Raw genomic sequence first — 17,425 nt, forward strand, 5'->3', positions numbered from 1 at the left:
CGCATGTGCGTGCTTGCGCAACGACTTGCCCATCGCGACGCGATATCGGTCCCCGGTCGTGGAGACGGTCGGCTGGACAGCGCAGACGCGGCCAAACCGCGATGATATGTCAATCACGGTAAACCGGCCGTTCAATCGGCCGAGGCAGAAGCGCACCACACCGGCGCACCCGCCTCACACCGCCCAAAAAAGTTGGTCGCGGATTTCCAGGGAACGCGGGGCAGGCTGTCGGCGATCGGCCAGGAGCGATCGTTCAACCAAGCCGTTGGAAGGTCATTCGAGGAGTCCGTTTTCACGCCGGTCGCAGACGCTATAGGGGACGCGTTGTGGCGCCTATGCCGCGGATTGTCCGACGACGTTCTGTCAAAATATCCGCCTAATCCTTCTGACCGGTCACGGAATGGAACTCAGACAACTACGCTATTTTCTCAGCGTCGTGGAACACGGAAGCATGGGCAAGGCAGCGCTGGAACTCGGCGTGGTGACCTCGGCATTGAGTCAGCAGATCAGCCGCCTCGAAGGCGAACTGTCCACGCGTCTGCTGCAACGCACCTCGGGCGGCGTCGTTCCGACCGACGCAGGTTTGGCGTTCTGGCGTCAGGCGCAACTCGCGCTGCGTCATATCGACGGTGCAGCGCTCGCTGCACGTTCAGCACGTCTTTCGGGCCATGTCAGCGTCGGCATGGCGCCGAGCACGGCGAGCGTGCTAGGTGTCGCATTCATGCAGGCCATGCGCTCGCGCTATCCCGATGTGCGGCTGCACATGGTCGAAAGTCTCTCCGGCTATCTTGCGTCCATGCTGAGTGCGCGTCAGATCGATCTCGCCGTGCTGTTCCGTGAGGAGTCCGCGCAACGCTGGAGCGTGCTGCCGCTGCTGGACGAGCGGCTGTTCCTGATCGGCGTGGGCGATCTCGATGGCATGCCGACGAGCGCATCCGTCCGGCTGAAAAACCTCGGCAGGCTTCCGCTCATTCTTCCCAGCGGCACGCACGGGCTGCGTTCGCTGCTGTTATCAGCGTTCAGGCGCGCCGAATACGAGCCGAACATCGTCGCCGAAGTCGATGGCCTTGCGCTCCTGATGGACTTCGTTCGCACCGGCATCGGAGCGACGATACAGCCGGGCGCGGCGCTCGCAAGGCCCGAGAACGTGATACTGACGAGCGTGCCCGTCGCGGAGAAATACGCCACGCGGCCCAACATGCTCGCCAGCATCTCCGACGACGAACTGTCTCCCGCCGGTCTCGCTGCGCGCGTGGTGCTCGCCGATGTCGCCCGTCAACTGGTGCAGGAAGGCCGTTGGCCCGGTGCGCGGCTGCGGGAGCCTCCGCCTTCACAAAAAGTGAAGACCCCTTGACGGCTGGCTGGTAGCGACGCGGGCACGAGACCTTTACGATTTGTCCAAAAGGAGACAAGTCTGATGGTCGATGTGCTCGTAATCGGAGGAGGCAATGCCGCGCTGTGTGCCGCATTGATGGCGCGCGAAGCGGGCGCCTCGGTCCTACTTCTCGAATCCGCGCCGCGCGAATGGCGCGGCGGCAACTCGCAACACACGCGCAATCTGCGCTGCATGCACGATGCGACGCAAGACGTTCTCGTCGATGCCTATCCGGAAGAGGAATTCTGGCAGGACCTGTTGAAAGTCACCGGCGGCATCACGAATGAGCATCTCGCACGCCTGACGATCCGCGCGTCGTCGTCGTGCCGGCCGTGGATGCAGAAGCACGGCGTGCGCTTCCAGCCGCCGCTGTCCGGCGCGCTGCACGTGGCACGCACCAACGCATTCTTCATGGGCGGCGGCAAGGCACTCGTCAACGCGTATTACCGCAGCGCCGAAGCGCTCGGCGTCGATATCCGCTATGAAACGCCCGTCGATTCGCTTGAACTCGACGGCGGTCTCTTCATCGCGGCGCGCAGCGGCAGCCAGCGCTTCGAGGCGCGCGCCTGCGTGCTAGCGGCGGGCGGCTTTGAATCAAATCGCGAATGGCTGCGCGAAGCGTGGGGGCAAAACGAGCGCGGCGAGTGGCCCGCTGACAACTTCCTGATTCGCGGCACGCGCTTCAACAAGGGGGTGCTCATCAAGCATATGACCGACGCCGGTGCGGACATGATCGGCGACCCGTCGCAGTCGCACTGCGTCGCCATCGATGCACGCGCGCCGCTGTATGACGGCGGCATCTGCACGCGCATCGACTGCGTGTCGCTGGGCGTCGTGGTGAATCGTGACGCCGAGCGCTTCTACGACGAAGGCGAGGATTTCTGGCCGAAGCGCTATGCAATCTGGGGACGGCTCGTTGCGCATCAGCCGGGGCAGATCGGCTATTCGATCATCGACTCGAAGGCAATCGGCCGCTTCATGCCGCCGGTGTTTCCGGGCGAAAAGGCCGACACGCTGCCGGAACTCGCTCGCAAGCTCGGGCTGCCGGAAGCGCGCTTCATGGAAACGCTCACGCGCTATAACGATTCATGCCGCGACGGCACCTTCGACCACACCGCGCTCGACGACTGCCACACCGAAGGCCTCGCGCCGCCCAAAACGCACTGGGCGCGCCGCATCGAGACGCCGCCGTTCTACGGTTATGCGTTGCGGCCAGGCATCACGTTCACGTATCTCGGACTAAAGACCAATGACCGCGCGCAGGTTCACTTCGGCGGCAAAGCCAGTAAGAACCTGTTCGTGGCCGGCGAAATGATGGCTGGCAACGTGCTCGGCAAGGGCTATACAGCGGGCGTCGGCATGTCGATCGGCACGGCCTTCGGGCGCATTGCCGGGACGCAGGCCGCGCGCGCCGCACTCAAAACAACGGAGGCAACCAGTGCAGCAGTCTGACCCGCTCGCGCCCGAACGCACGCGCACGGCGTTATCGGTCGATACGAAAAAAACTTCACACGGCAGCACGGCACGCGTGATCCCCATTGTGGCGATGAGCGTCGGCGAAACCGAAGTGGCACGGCAGATGCAGATCTGCAACGCCTGCCGCTACTGCGAAGGCTTTTGCGCCGTGTTCCCGGCCATAACGCGCCGCCTGGAATTCGGCAAGGCGGACGTCAACTACCTGGCGAATCTCTGCCACAACTGCGGCGCGTGCTATCACGCGTGCCAATACGCTCCGCCGCACGAATTCGGCGTGAACGTGCCGAAAGCGATGGCCCAAGTCCGGCTCGAAACCTACACCGAATACGCGTTTCCCGCGTCGTTCGGCGCGCTGTACAAGCGCAACGGCCTGACTTTGTCGGTTGCACTGGCGGCCGGACTCGCGCTGTTTCTGCTGCTCGGCACTGCATTGCACGGCGGCTTGTCGGGCGATGTCGCACCAGCGAACTTCTACTCGATCTTCCCGCACAACCTGCTCGCGGCGATGTTCGGCATCGTTTTCCTGTTCGCCATTCTCGCGCTCGGTCTGGGCGTCACGCGCTTCTGGCGCGACGTATCGGCAGGAACGGCGAGCGCGCCAGCCGTCGCGGAAGCGGCCAAGAACGCGCTGACGCTCAAGTACCTGGACGGCGGCCACGGCGACGGCTGCAACGAAGAGAACGATGCCTTCACGCTGGCGCGGCGCCGTTTCCATCACCTGACGTTCTACGGCTTCATGCTGTGCTTTGCGGCAACCGCAGTCGCGACGCTCTATCACTATGCATTCGGTCTGGAAGCGCCGTATCCGTTTCTGAGCGCGCCGGTACTGCTGGGAACGGTGGGCGGCATCGGACTGATCGCGGGGCCGGCGGGACTGCTGTGGCTGAACCTGAAACGCGTTCCGGAGCGGGGCGATACCCGCCAGCGTCCGATGGACCGCGGCTTCATCGCGCTCCTGCTGCTGACGAGCACATCCGGTCTCGCGCTGCTCGCGCTCCGCACGACATCGGCGATGCCGTCGCTGCTCGCGATTCATCTCGGCATCGTGATGGCGCTGTTCGCCACGCTGCCTTACGGCAAGTTCGCGCACGGCATCTTTCGCTCGGCGGCGTTGCTCAAATCATCGATGGAAAAGCGGCAACGCAACACACTGAGCCTCAGTTCGGATTAGCAGTCACTAGGGCGCCTTGGGGCGCCCATCAATATAGACAAGAACCAGGAGACGAAATGAACCGCACAGAATCGATCGCCGCTACGTCCGGCGTTTCGCCCATGACGAGGGCCGCCGCCGTGTTGCGCGTGACCAGCGGCAATTTCATCGAACAGTTCGATTTCTTTCTGTTCGGCTTCTACGCGACATCGATCTCGAAGATCTTTTTCCCGTCCACCAGCGAGTTCGCCTCGCTGATGCTCACCTTCGCCGTGTTCGGCGCGGGCTTTCTGATGCGTCCGCTCGGCGCAGTCTTTCTCGGCGCGTATATCGACAAGGTCGGACGGCGCACCGGGCTGATCGTTACGCTGTCGATCATGGCGAGCGGCACCATTCTGATTGCCTGCGTGCCGGGGTACGCGACCATCGGCCTGCTCGCGCCAGCGCTCGTGCTGCTCGGGCGTCTGTTGCAGGGCTTCTCGGCGGGCGCGGAACTTGGCGGCGTGTCTGTCTATCTCGCGGAAATGGCGACGCCCGATAACAAGGGCTTTTACACGAGTTGGCAGTCGGCGAGCCAGCAGGTCGCTATCGTCGTAGCGTCGGCCATCGGTTACGCGCTGAACCAGTGGCTGTCCGCGCAACAGATAAGTGCATGGGGCTGGCGCGTGCCTTTTTTCATCGGCTGCGCGATCGTGCCGTTCCTGTTCATGCTGCGCCGTTCGCTGCAGGAGACCGCAGCGTTCGAAGCGCGGCGGCATCATCCGCAGGCGCGCGAGATTTTTGCGATGCTGCTCGGCAACTGGCGCACCGTCATCGGCGGCATGCTGCTGACGGCGATGACCACCACCACCTTCTATCTCATCACCGTCTATACGCCGACCTTCGGGAAGTCGGTGCTGAAGCTGTCCACCTCCGACAGCCTGATGGTGACGCTGCTCGTGGCTGCATCGAATTTCGTCTGGCTGCCGATCGGCGGCACGATCTCCGACCGCATCGGCCGCAAGCCGCTGCTGCTCGCCATTTCCGTGCTGGCGATCTTCACGGCTTATCCGGCGCTGTCCTGGCTCGCCGATGCACCGAGCTTCGCGCGCATGCTGATCGTTCTGCTGTGGTTCTCGTTCTTCTTCGGCATGTATAACGGCGCGATGGTCGCCGCGCTCACCGAATTGATGCCGGTCGAAGTGCGCGTCGCGGGCTTCTCGCTGGCGTTCAGTCTCGCGACGGCGCTGTTCGGCGGCTTTACGCCGGCGGTATCGACGTATCTGATTCAGGTCCTGCATGACAAGGCCGCACCAGGCTACTGGCTGAGCTTCGCTGCGCTCTGCGGCTTGTGCGCGACGCTCGGGCTGTACCGTCGCCGCGCGGGCAGCAACGCATCGTCGGCATCGTCGGCCTGATCGCGATTGCATCGGCGCGTTTACGTAACCCCGGCTTCGCACCGGGCTTTCGCTTTTCCAGCGGCGACAAGAAGGGGCGATGCGGTCCAGCTTGCGCAGCAACGCTGGCCACTCCATCTTGTCGTAAGAGCGGCGCGTCTGTGGCTGATAGCTCATATGCCCGGCGCGCAGATTATGGGCTGAAGGCCTATTCGACTGACCGCCGAGTGGGCTTGCCGGGAATTTTTCATCTCCATGTCGGCAAACGATCATCGGAACGTGCGGCTGGCATTGGCCGCATTTATCGATCACCTGTTGACGGGCTGATTTTACCGGCTCACATGCCAATGGCTGAGCGCCTGATATTGTCTGCGGATTCAACCCGTCGACGCACCGCACTTGAGGCTGCATAGCAGCGAGAAGTGTTGCAATGAAACAGCGGCCGTCTAATCGTGGAGTAGTATTTCCCCATGTCCAAGTTGTTGCTCGGCCTCTACGGCGCACAGCCAACCCATCCGTGACGAGGGCAGCAAGCTCGTTAAAGGGTTTGGAAACTGCTTCAACGATACGTACGGTGGCGTCGGCCGTAGCGACGGCATTGATGGGAATGCATCATGTCAATCGAGTGGAAGCACCGCGTCAGACTGTTTATCCAGCGTTTCTGGCAGCCGACCAGTGCGTGCATGACCTGCATGCCGGGGAGCTGGGGCAATATCATGAGCCTTGGCCACTGGACTATTGCATTTCAGACAGGTCTGTTTACCGGACTCCTGGCTGTACTTTTGACTTTCACGCCTGCGGAGAAACTCTACGCGCATCGATATGGCAATGCGCTGCTGGTTGGCGTCCTGACAACGTTGGGCGACGCCTACTCGCACACGAGTCACTACCGTATCCCCTATGTCGAGCACATCGTGACGGGTGCAATTTCAGGTCTCTTGACGCTGGCGGCCTCATATCTCTTCGAAGACCGCGCTCGACGCCTTCGGTCGGTATGGGCTCGGGTTTTCGGATAGCGTGTCCGCTGACTTTCTGAACCCGCCAGCCCAAACGGAAAGAGACTCCCCGGTGTGGCTACGCTTCATGATCGGGAGGCTGCGCATGGACAACGTGAGCTCGCGACCGTTACATGCCCCAGCCGAACAGCGCTTCATGGCGGCGGATTCAACCGGTCGACCGGGAGGTCAGAATCGTTGACAATCGAAGGCCTTCACCGCTGTGCCTCGCTATGCTTGATTAACGAAAAATCTATGAACCAACGTTTGCTGACCCAGTGCGCTGTACTTTTCCTGTTTGTCGTTTTCGGAAAGCCAACATGGGCGGCGCCCCTTGCCGAGAGCAATCAAATTGTGATCGCCGTGAACTATGGCAGCCTTGATTTGACGCGACTACACCAACTGGAAGACGAACTGGAATCGGTAGCGAGGGAGACGAAGTTAGGCGAGCTGGATGGTGATGAAGTGACAGTCGATGGTGGTAAGGTATCCATCTATATGACGAGCGTCCACAGGGATAAATTAATCGACGCTATCCGTCCGGTGTTAAAGACGTACGATTTCTCGCGTGACGCTCACATTCTTGTGGGGCGCTAAAAGTGCGGCGCGATGAAAAACGAAATTTCTGAATTTGAGAAAACCGAAGGTCAATTCAGGGTCGGACAGCAACATCCCCGGAGATCCGCGAAGAAAAAAAAGCGCGAACCGCAGTTCGCGCCAAAGAGAGACCTCGCTGAAGACGTCGCTGCTCCAAACCACCCCGCTCAGAACGAATGCCGCATCCCGATCCGCACGTCGGCCTGCGTCTGCGTTGTCGACGGCGTGAAGCTGTAGCCGACCACCGCATCGACGCCGTGCGACGCGCGCAGGTAATCGCCGGAGATATACACGTCGGTGCGCTTCGACAGCAGGTAGTGCAGGCCCGCCGTGCCCTGGTTCCAGTGATGGCCTTCGAAGCGCGTGTGCTGGTAGCCTGCGATCAGGCTCAGCGCCGGCGTGAACTGGTACAAGCCGCCGCCTTCATACACCTGCATGTGCGACGACTGGCCGAAACCCTTGATCGTCGTGTACGAGAAGTTGGCGTCGAGCGTCAGCTTGCCGATCGTGTAGCTCGAGCCGATGCCGAACGTGCCCTGGCTGTCGACGTCCATCGGCGTGTTCGCGAACAGGTCGGTGCGCGCACCGGTCGCCGGATCGACGGTGACGGTCTGCTGGCCGAGGAACGTGTGCGTGCCGATCATCGCGTACGGGTCGAACGCGTAGATGCCGTTCGGGTTGTTCAGGCGCGTGTACGCGGCGCCGATCGAGAAGTCGCCCTTCGTGAAGCTCGCGCCCGCGCTCCATGCGCTGTTGCGGTGGAAGTTGCCCGCGACGTTGCCGAACGAGTACATCGCGCCGAACTTGAAGCCGCTGAGGTCGTTCGACAGGAATTTCACCGAATTCGGCAGGCGGTCGCCGTTGAAGCGGTCGAAGTCGCCCTGGTGGATCGCATAACCGCTGCCCCACGCCGAGATGTTGTAGATCGACACGAGTTCGTTCGTGATGTCGAGCTGGTTGCCGAACGACAGCGTGCCCCAGTCGTTCTGCAGGCCGACATACGCCTGCCGGCCGAACTCCGCGCCGCCGAAGCCGAGCTGTCCGTTGCCGAGGTGGAAGCCGCTCTCGAGGGCGAACACGGCCTTCAGGCCGCCGCCCAGGTCTTCCGTGCCCTTCAGGCCGAAGCGGTTCCCGTATGAAACGCCGTCGTCGAACTTGACCACGTGCGAGCCGCCGGTGTTGTTCACATACGTGATGCCCGCGTCGAGAATCCCGTACAGCGTCACGCTGCTCTGCGCATGGCCGATGGCAGGAATACAGGCCGCGCATGCAAGCGCGGCGGCTACGGCGACTTTCGTGTGCTTCATTATCGACCACCCTCCCTGAACCGTTCGATGGAAAGAATCTCGTCCCGGCGCGTGCCGCGATACGCCGGTGGATTCGAATTCAGTACGCCTGCTGGCTTCGGCATTTCGTTTTCCGCAATAACGCAGCCATTGCCGAAAAATACAAACCCATATTTCACGTCACCCGTCTGAAGGCGACACTAAATGGTCACGATGCGACCGGTCGGGAAAACACGTAGACGGGTGGCACGGCAAAAACCGGCCGCCCGGGGAGCGGTCAGCGGCCGTCGAGGGCCGCGCGCACGGCCGGCAGGCCCGGTGCGCCGGCTGCCGTCGTCACGCCGTCCAGCCAGCCGGCGACCAGCGCCGGGTCGGCCTTCAGTGCATGCTGCGCCGCGAGCGCGGGCGACGTCTTGTGGTCGAGCATGTCCGCGATCATCCGGTTCTCGACGTCGACGGAGAACGTCATCTGCCGGAACAGCCGCGCGAGGTTCGCGCACTGGCCGGCAAACCCGGCGCGCGTGACGGTATTGACCGTCGCGCCGCCGTAGTTCGGGCCGAAATACGCATCGCCGCCCGACAGGTAGGTCAGATGGAACTTCGTGTTCATCAAATGCGGCTCCCACGCGAGAAACACGATCCAGCGCTTGTCGCGCACCGCGCGCTCGACCTGCGTGAGCATGCCCGTCTCGCTCGATTCGACGAGCGACCAGTTCGCCGTGCCGAGCGCATGGTCGGACAGCATCCGCTTGATGTTCTGGTTCGCGGGCGCGCCGGGCTCGATCCCGTAGATCTTGCCGCCGAAACGGTCCGCGTAGCGCGCGAGATCGGCGAACGTATGCACGCCCGCCGCCGCAACGTAGTCGGGCACCGCAAGCGTGAACTTCGCGCCGCTCAGGTTCGCGTGCAGCACGTCGATCGATTTCTCATCGACGAACGGCTTCACGAGCGGCGCCTGCGCGGGCATCCAGTTGCCGAGGAACACGTCGACCTGCCCTTTCTTGAGCCCCTGATACGTGATCGGCACCGACAGGTTCGCCACGTCCTGCCGGTAGCCGAGCGCCTTCAGCACGACGCCCGCCATCGCGTTCGTCGCGTCGATGTCGGTCCAGCCGGGCGCCGCCATCTTCACGTCGCTGCACGTCTGCGGGTCGGCCGCGTGCGCGCCCTGCGCCACCATCAGGCAGGCGGCCGCGGCGAACGCCGCGCCGATCCGGATTGCTGCATTGCATTGCGGTTCCATCGCCAGCTTCCTCCGTCGTTCGTCAATGATCGCGATGCGGGACGCTCAGCGCCCGACCCGCGGAAAGCGCGCCATCGCCTCGAGCGTGTCGAGTTCGATGTGATTGCGCATGTAACGCTGGCTCGCGTCGGTGAACGGCTGCCAGTCCCACGCGTGGATGCGGCCCTGCGTCGCCGCCGCGTAATGGAAGCGTCGGCGCCGCTGGCTCGCACGCACCTGCCGGTCCAGCTCGGGCAGGTTCCAGCGCTGCGCGGCTTCAACGCGGAACGCCGCGAGCACGTCGGCGGCTTCCGGCGAACCGGCCAGGTTCGTCAGCTCGCGCGGGTCGTCGGCGAGGTTGTAAAGCTGGTCGGGATCGGCCGGGCAATGCACGTATTTCCAGTCGCCGCGGCGGATCATCACGACCGGCGCGACCGCGCCTTCCGCGAGGTATTCGCCGAGCGCGACATCGTGCGCGGGCGTGCCGTGCAGGTGCGGCACGAGGCTCGCGCCGTCGACCGGGTCGGGCCAGCCGCCGGCGGGCGCGGCGCCGGCCAGGTCGACGAGCGTCGGCAGCAGGTCGACGTGCGACACGGGCCCGCGCACGCGCCCGGCGCCGAAGCGGCCCGGCGCATGGACGATCAGCGGCACGCGGCAACCGCCTTCGAAGAACGTCATCTTGTACCAGAGCCCGCGCTCGCCGAGCATGTCGCCGTGGTCGGATGTGACGATCACGATCGTGTCGTCGGCGAACCCGCACTGCTCGAGCGCGGCCAGCACGCTGCCGAACTGCGTGTCGACGTAGGAGGTTGCGCCGTAGTACGCGCGGCGCGCGGCGCGGATCTGCGCATCGGTCGGCGGCGTGCGGTCGTTCTCGCAGACGAAGCGCAGCCGCTGCGAATGCGGGTCGCTGTCCGCTGCATCGAGCCGCACGGCCGGCATGTCGATCTCGTCGTCGCGGTACAGATCCCAGTATTCGCGCGTGATCGCATAAGGGTCGTGCGGATGGGTCAGCGACACGACCATGCAGAACGGCCGCGCATCGTGCCCGGCCGCACGTTCGCGCGCGACGTCGTAAAGCTTCTGCTTCGCGGCGAACGTGACTTCGTCGTCGAAATCGAGCTGGTTCGTGCGCACGCACGGGCCCGCGTCGAGCACCGAGCTCATGTTGTGATACCAGCTCGGCCGCTCCGCCGGGCTGTCCCAGTCGGGCACCCAGCCGAAATCGGCCGGATAGATGTCGGTCGTGAGCCGCTCCTCGAAGCCGTGCAACTGGTCGGGCCCGCAGAAATGCATCTTGCCGGACAGCATCGTCCGGTAGCCGCCCGCGCGCAGGTAGTGCGCGAACGTCAGCGTTTGCGCCGGCAATTCAGCGGCGTTATCGTAGGCACCGATCCCCGACGGCAGCTTGCCGGTCAGCAGCGAGAAACGCGACGGCGCGCACAGCGGGCTCGCGCAATACGCGGCGTCGAACACCACGCCTTGCGAGGCGAGCCGGTCGAGCGTCGGCGTGCACGCGACGCGGTTGCCGTACGCCGGCAGCGCGAACGGCGTGAGCTGGTCGGCCATCAGGATCAGGATGTTGGGTGTCGGGTTCGTCATCGGCGGTCGTGGGGAAAACGGTGTTCGAATGGAACGGCGCGCCGCTTTGGCAGCGAGACGTCCGGCATGACGGAGGCAGCCCGAAGAAAGTGCCGCGCGGGCCCGCCGCGACTGGCTAGAATCGCGGAAAGGCCTGCCGCGCCAGCCGTGAAGCTCGCGTGCCGTGCCGTCCGATGCACTATCGCCCGCCCGAATTCGGGCGGGAAGGCGTCCTGCCCTTATGGGGCCATTAGAAGGACTTATGTCGAAATCCGAACCGTTACCGTCGATGCAGGCGCTGCGCGCGTTCGAATCGGCCGCCCGGCTCGCGAGCTTCACGGCCGCCGCGCGCGAGCTCGGCTCGACGCAGCCGGCCGTGAGCCAGCAGGTGTTCCAGCTCGAGGCCGAACTCGGCGTGCCGTTGTTCGAGCGCAGCCCGCGCGGCGTCACGCTGACGGCCGACGGCCAGTGCCTGTACGAAGCCGTGCGGCTGAGCCTCGACACGCTGCGCGGCGCCACCGCGACGCTGCGCGCGCGCCGCGAGCACGGCGCGCTCACGATCGTCACCGACTTCGGCTTCGCGACCTACTGGCTGATGCCGCGCCTGGCGGGCCTGAAACACGTGATGCCGGATGTCGACGTGCGCGTCGTCACGTCACAGGATTACGACGCGCAGCGCGACCACGGCGACATCGCGATCCTGTTCGGTGACGGCCACTGGCCGTCGTGCACGGCCGCGCGGCTCTTTCCGGAATCCGTCACGCCCGTCTGCTCGCCCGCGTTTCGCGACGCGCATCCGCACGTCGCGCGGGCCGACCACCTGCTCGCGCTGCCGCTGCTGCACGTGCAGCCGACGCGCCCCGAGCGCTGGCTGTCGTGGTCGGGCTGGTTCGACGCGCACGGCCTCGACACGGCGGCCGCCGCACGCGGCGTGACCTTCAACAGCTACGCGCTCGTGATCCACGCGGCGCTGCTCGGAGAAGGCGTCGCGCTCGGCTGGTCGCCGCTCGTCGACGAGCTCGTCGCATCCGGCCAGCTCGTAAAGCTCGTCGACGCGCCCGTCGTCACGTCGCGCGGCTACTTCCTGGTGCGGCCGCCGCAGCGGCCCGAGCCGGACGCGACCCACGTGTTCCGGCGCTGGCTGCTCGACGCGTGCGCGAGCGCCTGACGAATCGGGCCTGCCACCGCGTGCTGGCGCACCGATACCAGCCACACGGCGCGTTGGTTCTATCCTCCCAAAAATCGTCCTGATTTACTTGAGTCTCCCGCAACCCGCGCGGCGCGGCGCTTTCGCGCGCTGCCGCACGGGCCGTGCGCCCCATGCCATCCGAGGAGTCTCATGACCGCCGAGCACCGCCCCGATCAATTCGTCCTGACGCTGTCGTGCGCGAGCGCGGCCGGCCAGGTCGCCGCCGTCGTCGGCTTTCTCGATCGCCATCGCTGCTATGTCGATGCGCTGAACGTGTTCGACGACGATCTCAGCAACCGCTTCTTCGTGCGCTGCGTCTTTCATCCGACGGATGAAACGCTGCAGATCGACGCACTGCGCCAGGAATTCGCGCCGATCGCGGCCGGCCTGGGCGGCGACATGCAATGGGCGATCCACGACGTGAACGCGCGGCCGAAGGTGCTGATCATGGTGTCGAAGCTCGAGCACTGCCTCGCGGACCTGCTGTTCCGCTGGCGGATGGGCGAACTGAAGATGGACATCGTCGGCATCGTGTCGAACCACCCCGATTTCGAGCCGATGGCCGCGCAGCACGGGCTGCCGTTCCGGCACTTCCCGATCACGGCCGACACGAAGGCGCAGCAGGAAGCGCAGTGGCTCGACTTCTTCGAATCGAGCGGCGCCGAACTCGTGATCCTCGCGCGCTACATGCAAGTGCTGTCGCAGCAGACGAGCGCGAAGCTCGCGAACCGCGCGATCAACATCCATCACTCGTTCCTGCCCGGCTTCAAGGGTGCGAAGCCGTATCACCAGGCGCATGCGCGCGGCGTGAAACTGATCGGCGCGACCGCGCACTTCGTCACCGACGATCTCGACGAAGGCCCGATCATCGAGCAGGTCGTCGAGCGTGTGGATCACGCGCTGCGGCCGGAGCAATTGCTGGCGGTGGGGCGTGACGTCGAATCCATCACGCTGGCGCGCGCGGTGAAGGCGTTCATCGAGCGGCGGGTGTTTTTGAACGGGGATCGGACGGTGGTGTTTTCGTAAGGTGCGCGTCGCGTTCGTCCGAGCGCGACGAAAACAAAAAAGGCCCGACAGGCGTACCGTCGGGCCTCTTTGCTGTCTCGTTGCATTTGACGCTTCGCGCGACAATCCCGAGTGCGGTTTCCGGGGCCATCGCGCGGCGATGCACGCATTACATCGTCACTTCACCCACGCAAAGTAATACGACAACCAGATCGTCAACCCCGCGCCGATCAGCGCCGCGTAAGGCATCAGATTCAACCACATGCTGCGCTTCGGCACCTCAAGCTCCATGTCGCGCTGCATCTGCGCGGGGAACCGGCCGCGATCCTGCCAGTAGTGACGATAGAGAAACACCGGCACGATCAGCAGCATCGCGATCAGGCCATTACGCAGCGTGCCCTCGCCCTGCAGGTTCGCACCCGCGCCGACATACACGAGGTTCGCATAGCCGCAGATCGCACCGCCGACGAGCAGCCACGTCGGACAGCGGAACGGCCGATCCCAGTTGCCGCGATCCATCCGGTGGATCCAGCCCGACTGAAGATTCAGGAATACGAACAGCATGTAGCATACGTTCGAGATCGACAGCACCGTCATGTAGTCCGACATCATCAGCAACACGAGGTTGAAGCCGAGGTCGGTCCACATCGCGCGCGTGGGCGAGCCGTGCTCGTTCACGTGCGACAGGTACTTCGGCAGCCAGCCGTCCACCGATGCCTGGTACAGCGTGCGCGACGAGCCCATCATCGACGTCATCACGATCAGCAGGATCGACAGCATCAGCATCACGACGACCGCATTCGCAACCCATGCGCCGCCGCCGACGATCTTCGCCATCGCGGCCGCGACGCCGGTACCGTCGCCGATCGCGGGATCGAGCATCGCCTGCGTACCGAGCGCGCCCTGGAACGCCAGCGGCACGAGCGTCATCACGACGAGACACAGCGCACCCGACCAGAAGATCGCCTTCGCGGTATCGCGGCGCGGATCGCGGAATTCGCGCGTGTAGCAGACGGCGGTTTCGAAACCGTACGACGCCCACCCGGCCATGAACATCGCGCCGAGCGCCATCGTCACGCCCTGCCCGTTCCACGAACCGAACGTCGCGGCCGTGAGGTTGCCGTGCGCGTCATGACCGAGCGGCAGCAGCGGGAGCAGGTTCGACATCGGCACGTCGCCGGTGACGAACGGTACGATGCCGACGATCAACAGCGGCGTGAGCGATGCGATGCCGAGAATGCGCTGCGTGCGCGCAGCCTTCGACGCACCGCTGTGCTGAAGCTTGAACGTGATGAGCAGCAGGATCGTCGCAATGATGAACGTCGCGTTGATCCGCAGGGACAGACCGGGCTTGATGAACCCGAGATCCGCAACCTTGAGCTGCCAGTGCAGCACCGCCGCATCGGCGGGAAAGAGACTCGTGAGCGCATAGCTCGCCGCGAGGCCGCAGCCGAGTGCAAGCATCGGCGACCACGCGAGCCAGTTGCACCACACGGAAACCGGGGCAATCAGCTTGCTGTAACGGACCCAGCCGATCGCGCCATACACCGACGCGCCGCCCGATTTATGGGGAAATAGCCCCGATATTTCCGCATAAGTCGCGCTTTGGATCAGCCCCATCGTGATCGCGGCGATCCAGATCGCCCACGCGGGCTGGCCGATCGTCGCGCATACGCCGCCGATCGTGAACAGCACGCCTGCCGGCACGCCGCTCGTTACCCAGAATGCATCTTTCCAAGTCAGGCCACGATGCAGCGTGTGGCCCGTCGAATCATGTGAGATGGTTGCCTCAACATCACTGGTGCTGTTCGCACGCAGTCCTGCTTGACTCATCCATATCCTCCTGTGATGACTCCGCATAAGGGCCGTAGTGTAACAACTTAAGCACTTTTTTGCAGAATCAGTAAAAGAATTCCGGGATATGGCCGCATGAAACCGCTATTACTTCGGATTCCTGCATGCCATTCCCGTCGTATTTTTATGGTGCTTCGTATGACGAATATCTAGTGCCTACTGCGCGCCTTCCGTCCACGCATTCACGCGGTCGGCATGCGCCGCAATCCACGCGTCGGCGGCCGCTTCCGGCTTCGAGCCGTTCTGGATCGCCAGCATCACGCTGTCGATTTCACCCGGCTTCCACTGGAATTTCTTCAGGAACGCGACGACCGGCTTGGCCTTCGTTTCGAGGCCCGGATTCGCGACGCTGTCGACGTGCTCGGCGCCGCCGAACACCTTCTTCGGATCCTCGAGGAAGCGCAGCTTCCACTTCGCGAACATCCAGTGCGGCGCCCAGCCGGTCACGATTACGGGCTTGTTCGCGTTGACCGAACGCGACAGCTCGGCCGTCATCGCGCTGCCCGAGCTCGGCATCAGCGTGTAGTTCAGCCCGTAGCTCTTGATCGCTTCGTCGGTCTTGCGCATCACGCCGGCACCCGCGTCGATACCGACGATCCGGCCGCCGAAACTGCTCTTCTCCGCGTTCAGGTCGTCGATGCTCTTCGCCTTAACGTACGCGGGCACGATCAGGCCGATCTTCGCATCCGGGAAATTCGCGCCGAGGTCGACGACCTTGGCCTTGTACTCATCCCAGTACGAGCCGTGCGTGACGGGCAGCCATGCGGACAGCGTCGCGTCGAGATCGCCGCGCGCGACGCCCTGCCACATGATCCCGGCAGCGACCGGCACGAGCTGGACCTGGTAGCCGAGCTTCTTCTCGATGACGCGGGCCGCGACGTTCGACGTCGCGACGCTGTCGTCCCAGCCTTCGACGTAGCCGATCTTCAGCGTCGGCTTCGTATCGGCGAGCGCCGAGGCGCTCAATGCCACCATCGCCGACAGTGCGCCGGTCCACAACAGTTTTCCGAACAACTTCATGGTCGATCTCCTTGATATGCGCCTGCGCGCGTTGCCTCTCTAGGTTCTTCAACCACAAATCCGCGGTATCGTTGTTTTCCGACGGATGCTTGTCCGGACGCGACGCGCCCGGACAGCCGATGGCGCGATTTGACTACTTGTCGATCACGAGATCGGACAGCGGCTTGCTGCAGCACAGCAGCACCATCCCCTGGTCGATCTCGCGCTGGCGGATGCCGCCGTTGTGTTTCATCTCGACCTGCCCCGACACGAGCTTCACCTTGCAGGTGCCGCACATGCCCTGTGTGCACGAGGCCGGCAGCCGCACGCCCGACTGGCGTGCCGCATCGAGCACGTGCTGCTCCGAGCCGCACGCGATCTCGCGGTTGCTCTTCGCGAAGCTGACCGTGTACTGCTTCGTCCCGGCGTCGCCGCCTTCGGCCGGCGGCGCCAGATCGGCGAGCAGCTCGTCGCTCGCGGTCTGCGCAAGCGTTTCGAACGAGAAGCTCTCCTCGTGATACTGCTTGCGATCGAAACCGGCTTCGTCGAGCAGGTCGCGCACGGCCTTCATGTACGGCGCGGGGCCGCACGTGAAGATTTCGCGTTCCATGAAATCCGGCGCGATCAGCTTCAGCAGCGGCAGCGTCAGGAAGCCCGTGACGCCCGGCCAGTTGGTGCGCGCACCCACACGCTCGACGACGAACGACGTGCGGAAATTCGTGTGATTCGACGCGATCAGGTCGAGCTCGCGCGCGAAGATGATGTCGTCCGGCGTACGCGCGCTGTGCACGAACAGGATGTCGCGGTCTTCCGCGAGATCATGGTGCGCACGGCTCATCGACATCAGCGGCGTGACGCCCGAGCCGGCCGACAGGAACAGGTACTTGCGCGCCGGATGCCGCGCGCACGTGAATTCGCCGGCCGGGCCGAGCACGCGCACCGATGCGCCCGGCCGCAGGTTGTCGTGCAGCCAGTTCGACACCTTGCCGCCCGGCACCCGCTTGACCGTGATCGACACCGTGTGCGGCCGCGCGGGCGACGACGAGATCGTGTAGCAGCGGTTGATCGTTTCGCCGTCGATGTCGAGCTCGAGGGTGAGGAACTGCCCGGGCTCGAACGAGAACGCGCGGCCCTGCGGCGAACGGAAGAAGAAACTCTTCACGTCGTGCGTTTCCTGCCGTACCTGGCAGCACACCAGCGTTTCCTCGACGTCGCTCGTCCAGCGCTCGGGAAGAGCGTTCCAGAACGCCGGACGTGTCACCCGGCTGTCCGTCGGCTCGAAATTGGCCGCATCTCGCATCATGTCTTGCTCCGCAAATT

At 64.2% G+C, this 17,425-nt stretch carries 14 protein-coding genes and 1 pseudogene; 8 read left to right on the forward strand and 7 right to left on the reverse strand.

Annotated elements, in window-relative coordinates; translation table 11 throughout:
- Nucleotides 1-400 precede the first annotated feature (400 nt).
- The 4 genes from DM992_RS23020 to DM992_RS23035 all read left to right on the forward strand — a co-directional run bounded on the left by DM992_RS23020 (nucleotide 401) and on the right by DM992_RS23035 (nucleotide 5,398).
- Nucleotides 401-1,354: a LysR family transcriptional regulator gene (locus tag DM992_RS23020; protein ID WP_111018784.1), complete on the forward strand. Its 954-nt coding sequence runs from the start codon at nucleotides 401-403 to the stop codon at nucleotides 1,352-1,354.
- A gap of 63 nt (nucleotides 1,355-1,417) precedes the next feature.
- Nucleotides 1,418-2,827 (forward strand): FAD-dependent tricarballylate dehydrogenase TcuA, encoded by a 1,410-nt coding sequence (gene tcuA, locus DM992_RS23025; RefSeq protein WP_111018785.1) that lies wholly within the window; start codon nucleotides 1,418-1,420, stop codon nucleotides 2,825-2,827.
- Nucleotides 2,814-4,022: a tricarballylate utilization 4Fe-4S protein TcuB gene (gene tcuB, locus DM992_RS23030; RefSeq protein WP_111018786.1), complete on the forward strand. Its 1,209-nt coding sequence runs from the start codon at nucleotides 2,814-2,816 to the stop codon at nucleotides 4,020-4,022. The genes tcuA and tcuB overlap by 14 nt, the downstream gene beginning before the upstream one ends.
- A 56-nt stretch (nucleotides 4,023-4,078) precedes the next feature.
- Nucleotides 4,079-5,398, forward strand: a complete 1,320-nt coding sequence (locus tag DM992_RS23035; protein ID WP_111018787.1) for an MFS transporter — start codon at nucleotides 4,079-4,081, stop codon at nucleotides 5,396-5,398.
- Nucleotides 5,399-5,461: 63 nt separating this feature from the next.
- On the opposite strand, the pseudogene DM992_RS42855 reads toward DM992_RS23035, so the two are convergent.
- Nucleotides 5,462-5,551: pseudogene (locus DM992_RS42855) on the reverse strand (class II aldolase/adducin family protein); the annotation flags it as partial.
- A 440-nt stretch (nucleotides 5,552-5,991) separates the two neighbouring features.
- Here DM992_RS42855 and DM992_RS23045 point away from each other — a divergent pair.
- Entirely contained in the window at nucleotides 5,992-6,393 is a 402-nt protein-coding gene (locus DM992_RS23045) for a hypothetical protein (protein ID WP_111018788.1), read from the forward strand.
- A gap of 234 nt (nucleotides 6,394-6,627) precedes the next feature.
- Nucleotides 6,628-6,969 carry a hypothetical protein gene (locus DM992_RS23050; protein WP_111018789.1) on the forward strand — a complete coding sequence of 114 codons (342 nt, stop codon included), beginning with the start codon at nucleotides 6,628-6,630 and terminating at the stop codon, nucleotides 6,967-6,969.
- Between the two features lie 167 nt (nucleotides 6,970-7,136).
- On the opposite strand, the gene DM992_RS23055 is transcribed toward DM992_RS23050, so the two are convergent.
- The 3 genes from DM992_RS23055 to betC all read right to left on the reverse strand — a co-directional run bounded on the left by DM992_RS23055 (nucleotide 7,137) and on the right by betC (nucleotide 11,079).
- Nucleotides 7,137-8,276: a porin gene (locus DM992_RS23055; RefSeq protein WP_034180735.1), complete on the reverse strand. Its 1,140-nt coding sequence runs from the start codon at nucleotides 8,274-8,276 to the stop codon at nucleotides 7,137-7,139.
- 256 nt (nucleotides 8,277-8,532) lie between these two features.
- Nucleotides 8,533-9,498 carry a choline ABC transporter substrate-binding protein gene (choX, locus tag DM992_RS23060; protein ID WP_111018790.1) on the reverse strand — a complete coding sequence of 322 codons (966 nt, stop codon included), beginning with the start codon at nucleotides 9,496-9,498 and terminating at the stop codon, nucleotides 8,533-8,535.
- Between the two features lie 45 nt (nucleotides 9,499-9,543).
- Entirely contained in the window at nucleotides 9,544-11,079 is a 1,536-nt protein-coding gene (gene betC / locus DM992_RS23065) for a choline-sulfatase (RefSeq protein WP_111018791.1), read from the reverse strand.
- Nucleotides 11,080-11,320: 241 nt separating this feature from the next.
- Here betC and DM992_RS23075 point away from each other — a divergent pair, with 241 nt between their 5' ends.
- Nucleotides 11,321-12,226, forward strand: coding sequence for a LysR family transcriptional regulator (locus DM992_RS23075; RefSeq protein WP_111018792.1), 906 nt, complete (start codon nucleotides 11,321-11,323; stop codon nucleotides 12,224-12,226).
- A 171-nt stretch (nucleotides 12,227-12,397) separates the two neighbouring features.
- On the forward strand, nucleotides 12,398-13,273 hold the full coding sequence (gene purU / locus DM992_RS23080; protein ID WP_111018793.1) for a formyltetrahydrofolate deformylase: 876 nt from the start codon (nucleotides 12,398-12,400) through the stop codon (nucleotides 13,271-13,273).
- A gap of 156 nt (nucleotides 13,274-13,429) precedes the next feature.
- Here purU and DM992_RS23085 read toward each other — a convergent pair whose 3' ends face one another.
- From DM992_RS23085 to DM992_RS23095, 3 genes are all read right to left on the reverse strand, one after another.
- Entirely contained in the window at nucleotides 13,430-15,085 is a 1,656-nt protein-coding gene (locus tag DM992_RS23085; RefSeq protein ID WP_111018794.1) for an APC family permease, read from the reverse strand.
- Nucleotides 15,086-15,262: 177 nt separating this feature from the next.
- Nucleotides 15,263-16,126: a glycine betaine ABC transporter substrate-binding protein gene (locus DM992_RS23090; RefSeq protein WP_111018795.1), complete on the reverse strand. Its 864-nt coding sequence runs from the start codon at nucleotides 16,124-16,126 to the stop codon at nucleotides 15,263-15,265.
- 133 nt (nucleotides 16,127-16,259) lie between these two features.
- Nucleotides 16,260-17,408 (reverse strand): hybrid-cluster NAD(P)-dependent oxidoreductase, encoded by a 1,149-nt coding sequence (locus tag DM992_RS23095; RefSeq protein ID WP_111018796.1) that lies wholly within the window; start codon nucleotides 17,406-17,408, stop codon nucleotides 16,260-16,262.
- Nucleotides 17,409-17,425: the final 17 nt, after the last annotated feature.

Source organism: Burkholderia sp. JP2-270 (genome assembly GCF_003233675.1).
GTDB lineage: Bacteria > Pseudomonadota > Gammaproteobacteria > Burkholderiales > Burkholderiaceae > Burkholderia > Burkholderia pyrrocinia_C.

Coding starts and splice junctions, on each gene's coding strand:
- DM992_RS23020 (WP_111018784.1), top strand. CDS start 401: ATGGAACTCAGACAACTACGCTATTTTCTCAGCGTCGTGGAACACGGA.
- tcuA (WP_111018785.1), top strand. CDS start 1,418: ATGGTCGATGTGCTCGTAATCGGAGGAGGCAATGCCGCGCTGTGTGCC.
- DM992_RS23035 (WP_111018787.1), top strand. CDS start 4,079: ATGAACCGCACAGAATCGATCGCCGCTACGTCCGGCGTTTCGCCCATG.
- DM992_RS23045 (WP_111018788.1), top strand. CDS start 5,992: ATGTCAATCGAGTGGAAGCACCGCGTCAGACTGTTTATCCAGCGTTTC.
- DM992_RS23050 (WP_111018789.1), top strand. CDS start 6,628: ATGAACCAACGTTTGCTGACCCAGTGCGCTGTACTTTTCCTGTTTGTC.
- DM992_RS23055 (WP_034180735.1), bottom strand. CDS start 8,276: ATGAAGCACACGAAAGTCGCCGTAGCCGCCGCGCTTGCATGCGCGGCC.
- choX (WP_111018790.1), bottom strand. CDS start 9,498: ATGGAACCGCAATGCAATGCAGCAATCCGGATCGGCGCGGCGTTCGCC.
- betC (WP_111018791.1), bottom strand. CDS start 11,079: ATGACGAACCCGACACCCAACATCCTGATCCTGATGGCCGACCAGCTC.
- DM992_RS23075 (WP_111018792.1), top strand. CDS start 11,321: ATGTCGAAATCCGAACCGTTACCGTCGATGCAGGCGCTGCGCGCGTTC.
- purU (WP_111018793.1), top strand. CDS start 12,398: ATGACCGCCGAGCACCGCCCCGATCAATTCGTCCTGACGCTGTCGTGC.
- DM992_RS23085 (WP_111018794.1), bottom strand. CDS start 15,085: ATGAGTCAAGCAGGACTGCGTGCGAACAGCACCAGTGATGTTGAGGCA.
- DM992_RS23090 (WP_111018795.1), bottom strand. CDS start 16,126: ATGAAGTTGTTCGGAAAACTGTTGTGGACCGGCGCACTGTCGGCGATG.
- DM992_RS23095 (WP_111018796.1), bottom strand. CDS start 17,408: ATGATGCGAGATGCGGCCAATTTCGAGCCGACGGACAGCCGGGTGACA.